The organism is Nocardiopsis sp. CNS-639 (assembly GCF_000381685.1).
Classification (GTDB): Bacteria; Actinomycetota; Actinomycetes; order Streptosporangiales; family Streptosporangiaceae; genus Nocardiopsis; species Nocardiopsis dassonvillei.
In genome coordinates this window covers 164,266-178,384 of sequence record NZ_KB906863.1, presented here as the reverse complement: position 1 = coordinate 178,384, position 14,119 = coordinate 164,266, and the positions used below count along the sequence as shown (strand labels likewise).

The 14,119-nt window shown below is 70.1% G+C and carries 14 protein-coding genes; 8 read left to right on the top strand and 6 right to left on the bottom strand.

The genetic code is table 11. From position 1 onward, the window contains the following. Nucleotides 1-16 precede the first annotated feature (16 nt). The 3 genes from gnd to dnaA all read right to left on the bottom strand — a co-directional run bounded on the left by gnd (nucleotide 17) and on the right by dnaA (nucleotide 5,216). Complete coding sequence (gene gnd / locus G011_RS0117015; RefSeq protein WP_019609536.1) at nucleotides 17-916, bottom strand: phosphogluconate dehydrogenase (NAD(+)-dependent, decarboxylating); 900 nt, start codon at nucleotides 914-916, stop codon at nucleotides 17-19. Nucleotides 917-1,014: 98 nt separating this feature from the next. Further along, nucleotides 1,015-2,154 carry a DNA polymerase III subunit beta gene (gene dnaN / locus G011_RS0117010; RefSeq protein ID WP_019609535.1) on the bottom strand — a complete coding sequence of 380 codons (1,140 nt, stop codon included), beginning with the start codon at nucleotides 2,152-2,154 and terminating at the stop codon, nucleotides 1,015-1,017. Nucleotides 2,155-3,284: 1,130 nt separating this feature from the next. Next, complete coding sequence (gene dnaA / locus G011_RS0117005) at nucleotides 3,285-5,216, bottom strand: chromosomal replication initiator protein DnaA (RefSeq protein ID WP_019609534.1); 1,932 nt, start codon at nucleotides 5,214-5,216, stop codon at nucleotides 3,285-3,287. An 823-nt stretch (nucleotides 5,217-6,039) separates the two neighbouring features. Here dnaA and rpmH point away from each other — a divergent pair. From rpmH to G011_RS0116970, 8 genes are all read left to right on the top strand, one after another. Then, nucleotides 6,040-6,183: a 50S ribosomal protein L34 gene (gene rpmH / locus G011_RS31185; protein WP_013155858.1), complete on the top strand. Its 144-nt coding sequence runs from the start codon at nucleotides 6,040-6,042 to the stop codon at nucleotides 6,181-6,183. Between the two features lie 94 nt (nucleotides 6,184-6,277). Next, nucleotides 6,278-6,751: a ribonuclease P protein component gene (gene rnpA / locus G011_RS0117000; protein ID WP_019609533.1), complete on the top strand. Its 474-nt coding sequence runs from the start codon at nucleotides 6,278-6,280 to the stop codon at nucleotides 6,749-6,751. Continuing rightward, on the top strand, nucleotides 6,748-7,062 hold the full coding sequence (gene yidD, locus G011_RS0116995; RefSeq protein WP_026338384.1) for a membrane protein insertion efficiency factor YidD: 315 nt from the start codon (nucleotides 6,748-6,750) through the stop codon (nucleotides 7,060-7,062). The genes rnpA and yidD overlap by 4 nt, the downstream gene beginning before the upstream one ends. A gap of 28 nt (nucleotides 7,063-7,090) precedes the next feature. Next, nucleotides 7,091-8,035 (top strand): membrane protein insertase YidC, encoded by a 945-nt coding sequence (gene yidC / locus G011_RS0116990; protein WP_019609532.1) that lies wholly within the window; start codon nucleotides 7,091-7,093, stop codon nucleotides 8,033-8,035. 137 nt (nucleotides 8,036-8,172) lie between these two features. Next, nucleotides 8,173-8,661 carry a R3H domain-containing nucleic acid-binding protein gene (locus G011_RS0116985; protein WP_019609531.1) on the top strand — a complete coding sequence of 163 codons (489 nt, stop codon included), beginning with the start codon at nucleotides 8,173-8,175 and terminating at the stop codon, nucleotides 8,659-8,661. 343 nt (nucleotides 8,662-9,004) lie between these two features. Next, a complete protein-coding gene (rsmG, locus tag G011_RS0116980; RefSeq protein ID WP_019609530.1) occupies nucleotides 9,005-9,715 on the top strand; it encodes a 16S rRNA (guanine(527)-N(7))-methyltransferase RsmG in 711 nt (236 codons plus the stop codon). A gap of 134 nt (nucleotides 9,716-9,849) precedes the next feature. Further along, nucleotides 9,850-10,665 (top strand): ParA family protein, encoded by an 816-nt coding sequence (locus tag G011_RS0116975; protein ID WP_026338383.1) that lies wholly within the window; start codon nucleotides 9,850-9,852, stop codon nucleotides 10,663-10,665. 28 nt (nucleotides 10,666-10,693) lie between these two features. Beyond that, nucleotides 10,694-11,632 carry a ParB/RepB/Spo0J family partition protein gene (locus G011_RS0116970; protein WP_026338382.1) on the top strand — a complete coding sequence of 313 codons (939 nt, stop codon included), beginning with the start codon at nucleotides 10,694-10,696 and terminating at the stop codon, nucleotides 11,630-11,632. Between the two features lie 212 nt (nucleotides 11,633-11,844). On the opposite strand, the gene trxA is transcribed toward G011_RS0116970, so the two are convergent. The 3 genes from trxA to G011_RS0116955 form a co-directional block, all read right to left on the bottom strand. Next, a complete protein-coding gene (gene trxA / locus G011_RS0116965) occupies nucleotides 11,845-12,168 on the bottom strand; it encodes a thioredoxin (RefSeq protein WP_019609527.1) in 324 nt (107 codons plus the stop codon). Nucleotides 12,169-12,259: 91 nt separating this feature from the next. Further along, a complete protein-coding gene (trxB, locus tag G011_RS0116960) occupies nucleotides 12,260-13,192 on the bottom strand; it encodes a thioredoxin-disulfide reductase (protein ID WP_013155849.1) in 933 nt (310 codons plus the stop codon). Nucleotides 13,193-13,489: 297 nt separating this feature from the next. Next, nucleotides 13,490-13,942, bottom strand: coding sequence for a hypothetical protein (locus G011_RS0116955; RefSeq protein ID WP_019609526.1), 453 nt, complete (start codon nucleotides 13,940-13,942; stop codon nucleotides 13,490-13,492). Nucleotides 13,943-14,119: the final 177 nt, after the last annotated feature.

The following is a 14,119-nucleotide window of genomic DNA, read 5'->3' as shown; positions in this document are numbered from 1 at the left end:
TCGGGGGGAGGACGCCTCAGACGTCGATGTCGTCGGAGGTCTCGGCGCGGTGCACGGCGTGTCCGCCGAACTGGTTGCGCAGGGCCGCCACGACCTTCATCGCCGGGCTGTCGTCCTGGCGGGAGGCGAACCGCGCGTACAGGGAGGAGGTGATCGCCGGGGCCGGGACCGCGAGGTCCACGGCGGCCTGGACGGTCCAGCGGCCCTCGCCGGAGTCCTCGGCGTAGCCGCGCAGGCGCGACAGCTCGGGGTCCTCCTCCAGGGCCCGCGAGAGCAGGTCCAGCAGCCAGGAGCGCACCACGGTGCCCTCGCGCCAGCTCTCGAACGTGCCGGGGACGTCGTCCACGAGGCCGGAGGCGACCATGAGCTCGTAGCCCTCGCCGAAGGCCTGCATCATGCCGTACTCGATGCCGTTGTGGACCATCTTGACGAAGTGTCCGGCGCCGACCGCTCCGGCGTGGACGAAGCCCACGCCCTCCTCGGGCACGAGGGAGTCGAAGACCGGACGGGCCTTCTCGACCTCCTCGGCCGGGCCGCCGACCATGATGCCGTAACCGTTCTGGCGGCCCCAGACACCGCCGCTGACACCGACGTCGAGGTAGCCGACGCCCTTCTCCGCCAGGGCCTTGGCGCGGACGCGGTCGTCCGCGTAGTGGGAGTTGCCCCCCTCGATGACGAGGTCCCCCTCGTCCAGGAGCTCGCCCAGTTCGGCGATGGTCGCGGCTGTGGGGTCGCCCGCGGGGACCATCACCCAGACCACCCGGGGGGCGGCCAGCCGTTCGACCAGTCCGGCCAGGGTGTCGACGTCGCGCTCCGGCGAGGCGACGTCGTACCCGACGACCTCGTGGCCCTTCTCCCGCAGCCGGGCGGCCATGTTGCCGCCCATCTTGCCGAGACCGATCATTCCGAGCTGCATGGTTGCTCTGCTCCCCTTCGCCGCCTGTGGATGGACGCCGGCCGGCCCGGGTCGCGGACCGGATCCGGCAGGTGCCAGTCAATCGAACCGGCCGCGGATCAGCCCGGCTGACGCACCGGCATGATCAGGTAGCGGTACTCGGGGGAGGAACCCTCCTCCGCGGGCTTGCCGGTCAGGATCGACGGCTTGGTCGAGGTGGTGAAGTGCAGGCGGGCCACGTCGGTGCCGATGGCGCCGAGCCCGTCCAGGAGGAACCCGGAGTTGAAGGCGATCTGGATGTCGTCGCCGTCCAGGTCGGCCTCCAGGACCTCGACCGCCTGCGCCTCCTCGCCGGTGCCCGCCTCCAGGACCAGCTGGCCCTGGCTGAAGGACAACCGCAGCGGGGTGTTGCGCTCGGCGACCAGCGAGACGCGCTTGACCGCCTCGACGAACTCGGAGCGGCTGACCTCGGCCACCGAGTTGAAGGTGTCCGGCAGCAGCGCCCGGTACTTGGGGAACTCGCCGTCGAGCAGGCGGGTCGTGGTGCGGCGGCCGCCGCCCTCGAAGCCGATCATGCCCTCGCCGGAGCCGCCGTCCGAGAGGGCGATCGAGACCTCGGCGCCCGAGGTGAGCGACTTGGCGGTGTCGTGGAGGGTCTTGGCCGGGACCAGCGCGACCGCGGACAGGTCGGGGTTCTCCGGCTTCCAGGTGAACTCGCGCACGGCCAGGCGGTAGCGGTCGGTGGAGGCGAGCGTGATGGTCTCGCCCTCGATCTCGACGCGCACGCCGGTGAGCATCGGCAGGGTGTCGTCGCGCCCGGCGGCCACGGCCACCTGGCTGACCGCGGCGGCGAAGGCGTCGCTGCCGACGGTCCCGCTCACACCGGGCATCTCCGGGAGCGTGGGGTAGTCCTCCACCGGCATGGTGGTCAGGGTGAACTTCGCGCTGCCGCCGGTGACGACGACCTTGGCGCCGTCGGTGGAGATCTCCACGGGCTGCGCGGGAAGGTTGCGGGTGATCTCGGCCAGGAGCTTACCGGTGACCAGGACCGTCCCCGGCTCCTCGACCTCGACGTCCACCGCGGCCTGGGTGGAGACCTCGTAGTCGAAGCCGGACAGGCGCAGCTGCTGGCGGCCGTCGAACTCACCGGCCTCCAGCAGGATGCCGACGAGCACCGGCACCGAGGGGCGCGTCGGGAGTGTGCGCGCGGTCCAGGCGACCGCCTCGGCCAGTACGTCGCGTTCGACCCGGAACTTCACTTTCCGACTCACTTTCCGCACGACCGGCGTGCCGGTCGAAGCCTCAACGTTGCAGCTCGTGGATCTGTGGGTCCGCCGAGGGCTCCGTCCACAGGGCTGTGGAGGCCGCGCCGGTGGCGCCGGGAGCTGTCTCGGATCCCGTACGGGGTCACCGCTCGGATGCGGGCGGCGGAGGACAGGGGCGAGACCACACGTTACCCGGATTCACCCGCTGCCGCTGACAGCTCAGCACCGGGCTGTCGTCGCGCCTGTCTCGGAGAGTTGTCCACAGATTTTCCGCGGAGCGGTTGTGAAGCCACATCTTGGTTAATGAAGGTGCGCAGTAGTAGTAGGGCCTGTGGATAGTGTGGATAACCCTTGTTTTCGCAGGTCAACCTGCGGATTTTTGTCCACAGGGCCTGTGGGTAACCCTGTGGGTAACTTGGCCCCCCTGTGGACGAACGAAGCCGTCCCCAGGTTTTCCACACTCCGTCCACAGCTTCGTCCACAGGTTTTCCCCAGGTTCTCCACAAGGATCGGTGGTTCAGTCATCGGATGGCCCACCGCCGTGTCCACAGGGACAGGGGTGGTTACCCACAGGCTCGACGCGCTTTTCCACAGGTTGTCCACAGGGTTGTCCACAGATTTGACCCCCCTCCTGTGGATAACTTGGGCGAGAGAGCGCCAAAATTTTTTTCCGAGCCCCTCCACAGAACACCCGAACCCCGACAAAGGGTCTGTGCACAGGTTTGTCCACAGGGGAGTTTCCCCTTCCTCGGGCAGAACACCGGCGCGGAGGCCTCCGACCAGGTGTGGGAAGGGCAACAGCGGCCCCGGAAGGCCTGGAAAACAGGGAGAACAGGGCGTGCCGGGCACGAACCCGTCCGGAGGTCGGCAGAGGCGGCGAACCCCTCCAGAGACGGGCGTTCGTGCGCACAAGCCTGTGGATAACTCGGCCGCAGGCGTGGTGGGGCCCTGTGGATAACGTGTGCCGCCTTGTGACTGCGTCGCCTTGGGGACGTGTCGACAGGTGGCTGTGTCGACAGGTGGCCGTGTCCACAGGCCGACACACCGCTGCGGGCCGCGGACCGAACGCCGCGGGGCGGCCCCCGTCCCGGAGGCCGCCCCGCGGCTCGTGCACAGTCTGTGGATCAGGTCAGCGAGGGCTGGTCCTTGATCCGGCTGGTGAGCTCGTGCACCTGGTTGTAGATGGACCGGCGCTCGGCCATCAGCCCGCGGACCTTGCGCTCGGCGTGCATGACCGTGGTGTGGTCGCGGCCGAACTGCTGCCCGATCTTGGGCAGGGACAGCTCGGTCAGCTCCCGGCACAGGTACATGGCGATCTGCCGGGCGGTCACCAGCACCCGGGAGCGCGAGGTCCCGCACAGGTCCTCGACCGTCAGGCCGAAGTAGGCGGCCGTCTGGGACATGATCGCCCCCGCCGTGACCTCGGGGACCTCGGTGCTGGGCACCAGGTCCCGCAGCACCTGGCTGGTCAGGTCCAGGTCCACCGACTGCCGGTTCAGGCTGGCGAAGGCGGTCACGCGGATCAGCGCGCCCTCCAGTTCCCGGATGTTGGTGGAGATCTTGCTCGCGATGAACTCCAGCACCTCGGGCGGGGCCGCCAGCCCCTCCTGCGCCGCCTTCTTGCGCAGGATGGCGATCCGGGTCTCCAGCTCGGGCGGCTGGACGTCGGTGAGCAGCCCCCACTCGAACCGGCTGCGCATCCGGTCCTCCAGGGTGGTCAGCTGCTTGGGCGGCCGGTCGCTGGAGATGACGATCTGCTTGTCGGAGTTGTGCAGCGTGTTGAAGGTGTGGAAGAACTCCTCCTGCGTCTGCTCCTTGTTCTCCAGGAACTGGATGTCGTCCACCAGGAGCACGTCGATGTCGCGGTACCGGCGGCGGAACCCGTCCGCCTTGCCGTCCCGGATCGAGTTGATGAACTCGTTGGTGAACTCCTCCGAGCTGACGTACCGCACCCGCGAACCCTCGTAGAGGCGGTGCGTGTAGTGCCCGATGGCGTGCAGCAGGTGGGTCTTGCCCAGCCCCGAACCGCCGTGGATGAACAGCGGGTTGTAGGCCTTGGCCGGAGCCTCGGCGGCCGCCACCGACGCCGCGTGCGCGAAGCGGTTGCTGGAGCCGATGACGAAGGTGTCGAAGGTGTACTTCGGGTTCAGGCGCGCGTGCTCGCCCGGCGGGACCTCCTGCGAGCGCCCCGGGGGAGAGGAGGGGGCCTTCGGGGCCTCGTCCTCCACGGGGGCCTCCACGGCCTCCGGAGCGGGCTGCGCGGCCTCCTCGGCCGACTCCGCCCCCGGCGCCGCGGGCGCCTCCTCCCGCGGGGTCTCCCAGCGGTTGGGGCGGTCCCACTCCGGGTCCGTCCAGGGTTGCTGCTGCCACCCCGTGGGCTCCTGCGGCCGTTCCAGCGCCGAGGGCTGCTCCCACAGCGGGGGCGCGGTGGGCGTCTCCTGGGGGGAGGCGAAGGTCTGCTGGACCCAGGGCGCGGGCGCGTCGCGGACCGTGTGCGGCGCCTCGTCGGTGGGGGAGGGGTCGGCCGGGGGCGTGGGTCCCAGCAGGTCGGCCTGCTCCGGGGCCGGAGCAGGGGCCGAGGGCCACGGTGCGGGCTGCTCGGCCGCCTCGGCCGCCGGACGCGCGTGCTGTCCCCGGGAGCCGGTCACGGCCCGCTGGGCGTCCGCGGGCGCCGCCGGGGGAGCCGTCGGCCGGGTCGGGCCGGGGGCGGTGCCCGGCACGACGGGGGAGAAGGCGGGCGCGGTGTGCCCCTCCACGCTGCGCGGGCCCTGCGGCCCCGGGGCGGCGGGCGGCGTCGGGGTGGGCGGCGGGGTCGGCACCGCGGTCGGGTCGACCGTCACCGCGACCCGGATCTCCCGGCCCAGGTGGGCGGAGAGCGCCTTGCTGATCGCCGGGTACAGGCGTGTCTCCAGCACCTTCTTGGTGAACTCGTTGGGCGCCGCGATGAGCGCGGTGTCCTCGATCAGGCCCAGCGGACGGGTCTGCGGCAGCCATGCGCGCTGGTGCGCGGGGAGGGAGTCGTTGTCGATCCCGTCCAGGACGCTGGACCAGACCACTGCGAGGTTGACCTGTGCGTCAGCCAAGACGACCTGCCATGGGTGCTTGTCCCTTCGGTACGGGTCTGTGCGGTGCGGAGTGGGGGGCGGAAGGGGACGTGGTGACCACGGCGAAGCCCGTGGCGCGTCGGTCGGGTGGGCGCTCGCGGGACCTGGGGCCGCGGGGAGCGACTTCCCATTGTCCTCCTCCCACGGCGGTGCCGGGTCGGGTCAGGGGGCGAAATCAGCTTGTTTGGGTGGTTATGTGCCTGTGGATAACTTCACGGCCCCCTGAGCTGCGCCTCTGTGGCCACAGCCCCGGTATCCACAGCTTCAGGGGGTTGTCCACAGGTTTTCCACAGGCTTGTCCACAGGATGGCAGATCTCCGCTCGCCGCGCAGAGTTATCCACAATGTGCAGATCAGAAGGTGTGTAAGAGGGTTGCTCCCGGCATCGGGGGAGCGCCGACCAGTGCGAGGGGCAAGTTATCCACAGGCTGAGGTTATCCACAGACGCCGGGGGGTGTGGAAGTCTCACACGCCTGTGGACAACGAGTCGTCCACAGGGCGGGCCGGGGGAGAGGCGGGTGCGGGTCCCACGCCGACCGTCCGTGAGCGAGCGCGGAGGCGGGGAGGGGAGGGGCCGGGCCGGACGCGTGGAACCGCCGTCCACAGGCCCGATTTGACCCCGGCCGGACCAGGTCGTATCTTCTTTATGCTTATGCCGACGATCTGCCTGCGCCCGTGTTCGCACGGAGGCGCGGCCACGGCTCATGCACCCGTAGGCCCCGCATATCCTGGGGGTCTGTCGTAGTACTTATCCTGACACGCCCCTGGAGCCAGTAGTGAGCAAGCGTACGTACCAGCCGAACAACCGGCGTCGCGCGAAGGTCCACGGCTTCCGGCTGCGCATGCGTACGCGCGCCGGTCGCGCCATCATCGCCTCGCGCCGTCGTAAGGGGCGCGCGGCGCTGACCGTGAGCCACTAGGCCACGCCCAGCACCAAGCCCTTCGGGACCGTCCGGCCTTCTCGCCGGCCGGTCCCTTTGTCGTGGGAGAAGTACCGAAGCACGAAGGAAGCCGATGCTCTCGCCGAGGAACCGGATGCGCCACAGCGCCGAGTTCGGCTCCGTCATGCGTTCGGGACGGCGCGCGTCCAGGGACTGCCTGGGCGTCGTCTACCTCCCCCCGCCCTCCGGTGTCGCGGACGCCGACCCCCCGCGGGTCGGGTTCGTGGTCAGCAAGGCGGTCGGGGGAGCGGTGGTGCGCAAGCGCGTACAGCGCAGACTGCGCCACCTGATGCGGTCTCGGTTGGCTGTTCTGCCAAACGGTAGCCTGCTTGTAGTGCGCGCCCGACCCGCCGCCGCCACCGCGCGGCACGAGGACCTGGCCGCCCAACTCGACAGCGCGATCGCCGCGGCGACGCGCCCCCGCGGGACGTCGTCGCGCCGCCGGTCTGGCCGGGGCCGGCCTCGGCCCCCGGTGGCCGATCCCGCGGTGCGCGAGACAGCAGGGAACCGACGCCCGGACGAGGGCGGAGAGCGGTGGGGCCGATGACCGAGCACAGACCGACGGTGTTCGCGCGCGTGTTGATCCTGCCCATCCGGGGTTACCAGCGCTTCATCAGCCCGCTCTTCCCCCCGGTCTGCCGTTTCTACCCCTCGTGCAGCGCGTACGCCGTCGAGGCGCTGCGCGTGCACGGAGCTCTGTACGGGTTGTGGCTGGGAGCCCGGCGTATCGCCCGTTGCCACCCCTTCAATCCGGGGGGGCTTGATCCGGTTCCGCCGCCCAGGGGGCGCCGGAACGGGGAGTCCGAGGAGTCTGCGGGCGGAGCCGGCCACACCGGAACCCCTCCCGGGGACCAGTAGCTGAAGCGAATCACATAGGAGTTGGCCGGTGCTGGACTGGCTTTACAACATCGTCGGCTGGATCTTGGTCCAGATCCACTCGGGTCTGACCTACATCGGCCTCGACACGGACAGCGGCTGGGCCTGGGGCCTGTCGATCGTCCTGCTCACCGTGCTCATGCGGCTCCTGCTGGTGCCGCTGTTCGTCAAGCAGATGAACACGCAGCGCAAGATGCAGGACATTCAGCCCAAGATCCTGAAGCTCCGCGAGCGCTACAAGCACGACAAGGAGCGCTTGCAGCGGGAGTCCATGAAGCTCTACCAGGAGAGCGGCACCAACCCGATCATGGGTTGCCTGCCGCTCCTCCTGCAGATGCCGGTCTTCTTCGCGCTCTTCAGCGTGCTGCGCAGCGTCGCCGAGGGCAACGCCCAGTACAACTTCACCCCGGAGCTGGTGGAGAGCGCGCGTGCGGCGCTCATCTTCGAGGCGCCCGTCGCGGCCCAGTTCAACAGCTCCCCCGAGGAGCTCCTCGCGCTCGGCGCGTCCGACCCGATCATGGCCAAGGTCATCATCGCGATCGCCTGCGTGATCATGGGTACGACGACGTTCCTCACCATGCGCCAGAGCATGAAGCGCAGCGTCTCCCAGATGCCCGACAACCCCATGATGCAGACCCAGAAGATCATGATGTACATGGCGCCCCTGTTCGGGCTCTTCGGTCTCATGATGCCCGTGGGTGTGCTGGTCTACTGGGTCACCTCCAACGTCTGGACCATGGGGCAGCAGCACTTCCTCTACAGCAGGCAGCCGGCCCCCGGCCAGGACGAGGCCAAGGCCAAGAGCGGTGCGTCCGCCAACGGTTCCGCCAAGGGCATGCTCAGCCGAAAGAAGGCGGCGGAATCCGCTCCTGAGCCGAAGGAACAGCCTAAGATCGAACGCAAGCAGCCGAAGAAGCAGCCGCGTTCCAAGCGGGCCGGTGGTGGTCCGCGCTAGGTTCTGCGGCTCCCGGCCGAGAAGGCGTTCGAGTGCGCAGGCGACACTGCCCCTGAGGCGTACGGCGGCCAGGGCGTGAGGGATGAGGAGACGGGATCGCTGTGGCAAGTAGCGAGGAAGAGAGCGGTGGCGTAGCGGTGGCTGAGGCGCCTGAGGCCGGAATCGATGTCGAGGCCCTGGAGAACGAGGGCGACATCGCCGCGGACTACATCGAGGGGCTCCTCGACATCGCGGACTTCGACGGCGACATCGACATGGACGTCGAGGGCGACCGCGCGATGGTCTCCGTCGTCGGTGCCACCCTCGACGAGTTGATCGGGGAGAAGGGTGAGGTCCTGGAGGCCCTCCAGGAGCTCACCCGGCTGGCGGTGCACCGGGCCACCGGTGAGCGCAGCCGCCTGATGCTGGACATCGGCGGGTACCGCGAGGACCGCCGCAAGGTGCTCTTCCAGGTCGGGACGGACGCCGCCAACAAGGCCAAGGAGACCGGCCAGACCCAGCCCCTGGAGCCGATGACCCCGTTCGAGCGCAAGGTCGTGCACGACGCGGTGGCCGCCGCCGGTCTGCACAGCGAGTCGGAGGGGGAGGAGCCCCACCGCTACGTGGTGGTGCGGCCCGCCTCCTAGGCGCGGACACCCCGGAGGGGGTGGCGATGTTTCACGTGAAACATCGCCACCCCCTCCGCTTGTGCCCGGCCCCCTGCGATGTGGATCCCCTCGCCGTGTCGGCATGTGGCTCTGTCGACTTCTCGCCATGTGTGTGGCAGGGCCGCGGACAGGGAAGGCAGAAGCGGGGGCCGTGGATGTTTCACGTGAAACCGCGGTGTCCTCCCGCGCGTAGGATTCAGGGTGGATCCCTTTTCTCCGCGCCGCTGCGCGTCCCCCTTCGCCCACCGGTCCCGCCGTGTGCGCGGACGCCGTGGCGAACCGACATGGAAGTGATGATGGACGAGTTCACAGGTGGTGACCGATGACCTCGGGCACTGAGGAGCCCGGCGCCGCGCTCCCCGCTCCCCCTGCGGAGGCGGAGGCGGTCTTCGGCACCTCCCTGCCGACGGCGCGGCGTTACGCCGAACTGCTCGCCGACGACGGGGTGCGCCGGGGCCTGATCGGTCCGCGTGAGGTCCCCCGCCTGTGGGAGCGGCACCTCATCAACTGCGCCGTCGTGGAGGAGCTGCTTCCCGAGGGCGCGGAGGTGGTGGACGTCGGCTCGGGCGCCGGGCTGCCCGGTCTGGTGCTCGGCCTGCTGCGCCCCGACATCCGCATGGTGCTGCTGGAGCCGCTGCTGCGCCGGACGGTCTTCCTCAACGAGGCCGTGGAAATCCTGGAGCTGCCCAATGTGGAGGTGCGGCGCGGCCGTGCCGAGGAGGCGCACGGCGAGGTCTACACCGACTTCGTCACCGCCCGCGCGGTCGCTCCCCTCAGCCGGCTCGCCGGGTGGTCCCTGCCCCTCCTGCGCGAGGGCGGCAGCCTGCTGGCGCTCAAGGGGGAGCAGGCGGAGGCCGAACTGGCCGCCGCGGAGGAAGACGTTTCGAAACTGCGGCCCAGCGTTAGCGATGTGATCAGGGTGGGGCGGGGTAAAGTCGATCCCGCTACCACGGTCGTTCGCGTCACGGTGACCGGTGGTCCGCCCGCGCCGAAGGCGCGCGGCGGCAAGAAGAAGCGCGGACGGAAGAGGTGAACTCCTTCGTGAACCCATCCGACAACCCCGGTGTTTCACGTGAAACATCCTCCTACGGAGACCTGCTCGATGTTTCACGTGAAACACCGTCCGGGGTTCCCGACACTCCGCTCGCCCGTGCGGCCCACGAGGCCATGGCGGTTCGCGGGCCCGACGACATCTGGCCCCGGCCCAAGGAATGCCGGGTGATCAGTGTGGCCAACCAGAAGGGCGGCGTCGGCAAGACCACCACGACGGTCAACATCGCGGCCGCCCTGGCGATGCACGGACAGCGCGTCCTCGTGGTCGACCTCGACCCGCAGGGCAACGCGTCCACCGCCCTCAGCATGGAGCGCGACAACCAGACCCGGTCCATCTACCACTGCCTGGTGGAGGACGAGGAGATCCGCAAGCTCGCCCAGCCGGTCCCGGAGATCCCCAACCTCTGGTGTGCCCCGGCGACCATCGACCTGGCGGGCGCCGAGATCGAACTGGTCTCGCTCGTCGCGCGCGAGGCCCGGCTCAAGCGGGCCTTCGCCGCCTACGACACCTCGGACCTGGACTACATCCTCATCGACTGCCCGCCCTCGCTCGGCCTGCTGACGGTCAACGCGATGGTGGCGTGTGACGAGGTCATGATCCCGATCCAGTGCGAGTACTACGCCCTGGAGGGTCTGGGGCAGCTGCTGCGCAACGTGGAGCTCGTCCAGTCCCACCTGAACCCGGGGCTGGCGGTCAGCACCATCCTGCTGACGATGTACGACGGCCGGACCAGGCTCTCCCAGCAGGTGGCCGACGAGGTGCGCTCGCACTTCGGGGACACCGTCCTGGAGACGCTGATCCCCCGGAGCGTCCGGGTGTCCGAGGCGCCCAGTTACGGCCAGTCGGTGATGACGTACGACCCGGCTTCCACCGGTGCGGTGGCCTACCTGGAAGCCGCCCGGGAGATCGCCCACAGGGCCAAGGCCTGACAAGCGGAAGAGGAGTGTGGAGGTGCCGGTGAGCCAGCAGCGGCGCGGACTGGGCAAGGGATTGGGGGCGCTCATCCCACAGGGGCCCGCGGCCCCCGCCCCCGCCCCCGTCACCGTCTCCGAGGAGGAGACCCAGCCCGTCGAGCCACGGGTGGAAGCCCTGCCCGACGGGACGTACCTGGAGGAGGTCGAGCTCAGCTCGATCGTCCCCAACCCCCGGCAGCCGCGGAAGTACTTCGACGACCAGGCCCTGGAGGAGCTGCGGGACTCGATCAGCGAGGTCGGCCTGCTCCAGCCCATCGTCGTGCGCAAGCTGGAGGGTGAGGGCGGCCCCCGGTACGAACTCATCATGGGCGAGCGCCGGATGCGGGCCAGCAAGGAGGCGGGGCTCACCCGCGTCCCCGCCATCGTCCGCAGTACCGACGATGACGAACTGCTGCGCGACGCGCTCCTGGAGAACCTGCACCGGCAGGAGCTCACCCCCCTGGAGGAGGCTGCCGCCTACAAGCAGCTGCTGGACGACTTCGGCGCCACCCACGGGGAGCTGGCCCAGCGGATCGGCCGGTCCCGTTCGCACATCACCAACACCCTGCGGCTGCTCACCCTCCCGCCCAAGGTGCAGACGCGTGTGGCCGCGGGTGTGCTCAGCGCCGGGCACGCGCGGACGCTGCTGAAGGTCGAGGACCCCGACCTCCAGGACCGCCTCGCCGCCCGGGTGGTGGAGGAGGGCATCTCGGTTCGCTCCCTGGAGGAGATGGTGGCCCTGAGGGAGGAGCCAGAGGAGGAGAGGGTCCGCCGTGCCCCCACCCGGACCGCCAACCCTCCCCAGGTCGAGGAGTGGGCCTCCCGCCTCTCCGACCGGCTGGACACCACGGTGAAGGTCAACATGGGCAAGCGCAAGGGCAGGATCGTCGTGGAGTTCGCGACGCACGAGGACCTGGAGCGCATCATCAGCCAGATGGGTTAGGCAGTATTTTTTGGACCTCCGCTCCGCTTCGTCCCACCCGTCTCCGGCACCTCCAGAACCCCGTGGGCGCCCGAACCAACGGTGATGTTTCACGTGAAACATCACGGCCGAAGGCGCCCCGGTACGGCGAAGGGCCCCCGAGATCCCTGGGATCTCGGGGGCCCTTCGCCGTACCGGCCTGCGGAGGAGCCGCGGGTGCGGCGGGTTCCGGGTTACAGGAACTCCGCGAGCTCCTTCTCCAGGAGGCGCTTGGGCTTGGCGCCGATGATCTGCTTGACGACCTCGCCGTCCTTGTAGAGGTTCATCGTCGGCAGGGACAGCACGTTGTAGGAGCGCGGCGTCTCCGGGTTCTGGTCGGTGTTGAGCTTGACGACCTCGATCTTGTCGCCGTACTCGTCGGCCAGCTTGTCCAGGACCGGGGCCATCTGCTTGCACGGGCCGCACCAGTCGGCCCAGAAGTCCACCAGGACGGGCTTGTCGCTGGAGAGGACCTCCTCCTTGAAGGTGGCGTCGGTGACGTGCTTGACAGCGGACATGGTTCTCCTTGGTTCGACGTGTCCGGGGCAGGGGGCGAGGGGGGAGTCGGTGGCGGCGGCCCCGGGGCAGGGCCCCGGGCGCCGGCCGCCTCTAGTTGCCGCGCGCGGCGAGGTAGCGCTCGGCGTCCAGGGCGGCGGAGCAGCCGGTTCCCGCGGCGGTGATCGCCTGCCGGTACTGGTGGTCGACGACGTCGCCCGCGGCGAAGACGCCTTCCAGGTTGGTCCGCGTGGACGGGAAGTCCACCTTGACGTAGCCCTCTTCGTCCAGCTCGATCTGCTTGTCGAACAGGTCCACGCGCGGGTCGTGGCCGATCGCGACGAACAGGCCGGTCACGTCCAGGGTGCTGGTCTCGCCGGTCTGGGTGTCGAGCACCTTGAGGCCGGAGACGCGCTCCTCACCCAGGACCTCGGTGACCGCCGAGTTCCAGAGGAAGGTGATCTTGTCGTTGGCGTGCGCGCGCTCGGCCATGATGCGGCTGGCGCGCAGCTGGTCGCGGCGGTGGATGACGGTCACCGACCTCGCGAACCGGGTGAGGAACAGGGCCTCCTCCATGGCGGTGTCGCCGCCGCCGACCACCGCGATGTCCTGGTCGCGGAAGAAGAAGCCGTCGCAGGTGGCGCACCAGGAGGTGCCGCGCCCGGACAGCTCCTTCTCGCCGGGGACGCCCAGCTCGCGGTAGCCGGAGCCGGTGGCGAGGATGACGGTGTGCGCGAGGAAGGTCTCACCGCCCGCGACGACCTCCTTGACCGGCTTGGTGAGGTCGACCTCGGTGACGTCCTCCGGCACCAGCTCGGCGCCGAACCGCTCCGCCTGCTTGCGCATGTGGTCCATGAGGTCGGGGCCCATGACACCGTCGGGGAAACCGGGGAAGTTCTCGACCTCGGTGGTGTTCATCAGCGCACCGCCGGCGGTGATGGAACCCTCGAACACCAGGGGTCGCAGCTCGGCACGGGCGGCGTACACGGCGGCGGTGTACCCCGCCGGTCCGGAACCGATGATGATGACATTGCGGACGTCACTCACGCTCGTTGGCCCTTCACACAGTCGCTGCCCTGGCCACGCCGTGTGACCTCAGGGGAAGTTGGTTAGCACAACCGATGGTAGGCGCAGGGCATTCCCTTCGGGACATCGCCCCAGGTTACGGGGGTGGGGTATGCGTCGGAGGCGGTGCCGTGCACCCTTCGGGTCCCTCCCCGGGAGAGCACGTCGGCGGCCGGACGGCGTCCGCGCGGCGGTCGGGGACCCCTGGAGCGGGGGAACAGCCGGGAGGCGCGGGACGGCCCCGGGAGACCGCGCGTCCCCGGGGGCGGCCGGGAGCCCTCAGGGACGCCGCTGGCGGCCGTCCAGGGCCGACCGCACTCCCAGGGCGACCGCGCCCGCCGCGAGCCCCCACAGGGCGTTCAGGGCCAGGACGGCGACGAGGCCGAACGGCTGGGTGAGCGGCCCCCGGAGTCCGCCGAGCACGGCCGGGGACAGGACCGCGCCCGACACGATCGAGAACACGGCGTGGGCCAGCCCCGTGCACACCAGTGTGAGCAGCGGTCGCGGGACACGGGTGACCAGCACGGCGGCCACCCAGACAGCGGAGACGAGGACGGTCAGCGCCGTCTGGAGCGGGAACGGCCGGTCCAGCGCATCGGCGACGCCGGTGACGTCGGTCAGGGGACGCAACAGGGCGAGCGCCCCGAGGCCCAGCACCAGCGACCACGCGACCCCGGCGAACGGCCCGTCGGCGGCGGGGCGCTCGGCGGAGGGCGGCTGCTGACGGTCCACGGCTACCTCACGGACTCGGGGCGCGGTGGCACACCCGGGACGGGGAAGGGACGTCCGACACTAGGCGCCCGGCCCCCGAACGCGCGTCCGCGCACGGACGCGCGCCGCTACGCACCGCGTCCCCTGCGGCCTACGTCCGGACGCGTAACGGCGCGGTTCCCCGGTCCCGTGCCGCCA

Coding starts and splice junctions, on each gene's coding strand:
- gnd (WP_019609536.1), bottom strand. CDS start 916: ATGCAGCTCGGAATGATCGGTCTCGGCAAGATGGGCGGCAACATGGCC.
- rnpA (WP_019609533.1), top strand. CDS start 6,278: ATGCTCTCGCCGAGGAACCGGATGCGCCACAGCGCCGAGTTCGGCTCC.
- yidD (WP_026338384.1), top strand. CDS start 6,748: ATGACCGAGCACAGACCGACGGTGTTCGCGCGCGTGTTGATCCTGCCC.
- rsmG (WP_019609530.1), top strand. CDS start 9,005: ATGACCTCGGGCACTGAGGAGCCCGGCGCCGCGCTCCCCGCTCCCCCT.
- G011_RS0116975 (WP_026338383.1), top strand. CDS start 9,850: ATGGCGGTTCGCGGGCCCGACGACATCTGGCCCCGGCCCAAGGAATGC.
- trxA (WP_019609527.1), bottom strand. CDS start 12,168: ATGTCCGCTGTCAAGCACGTCACCGACGCCACCTTCAAGGAGGAGGTC.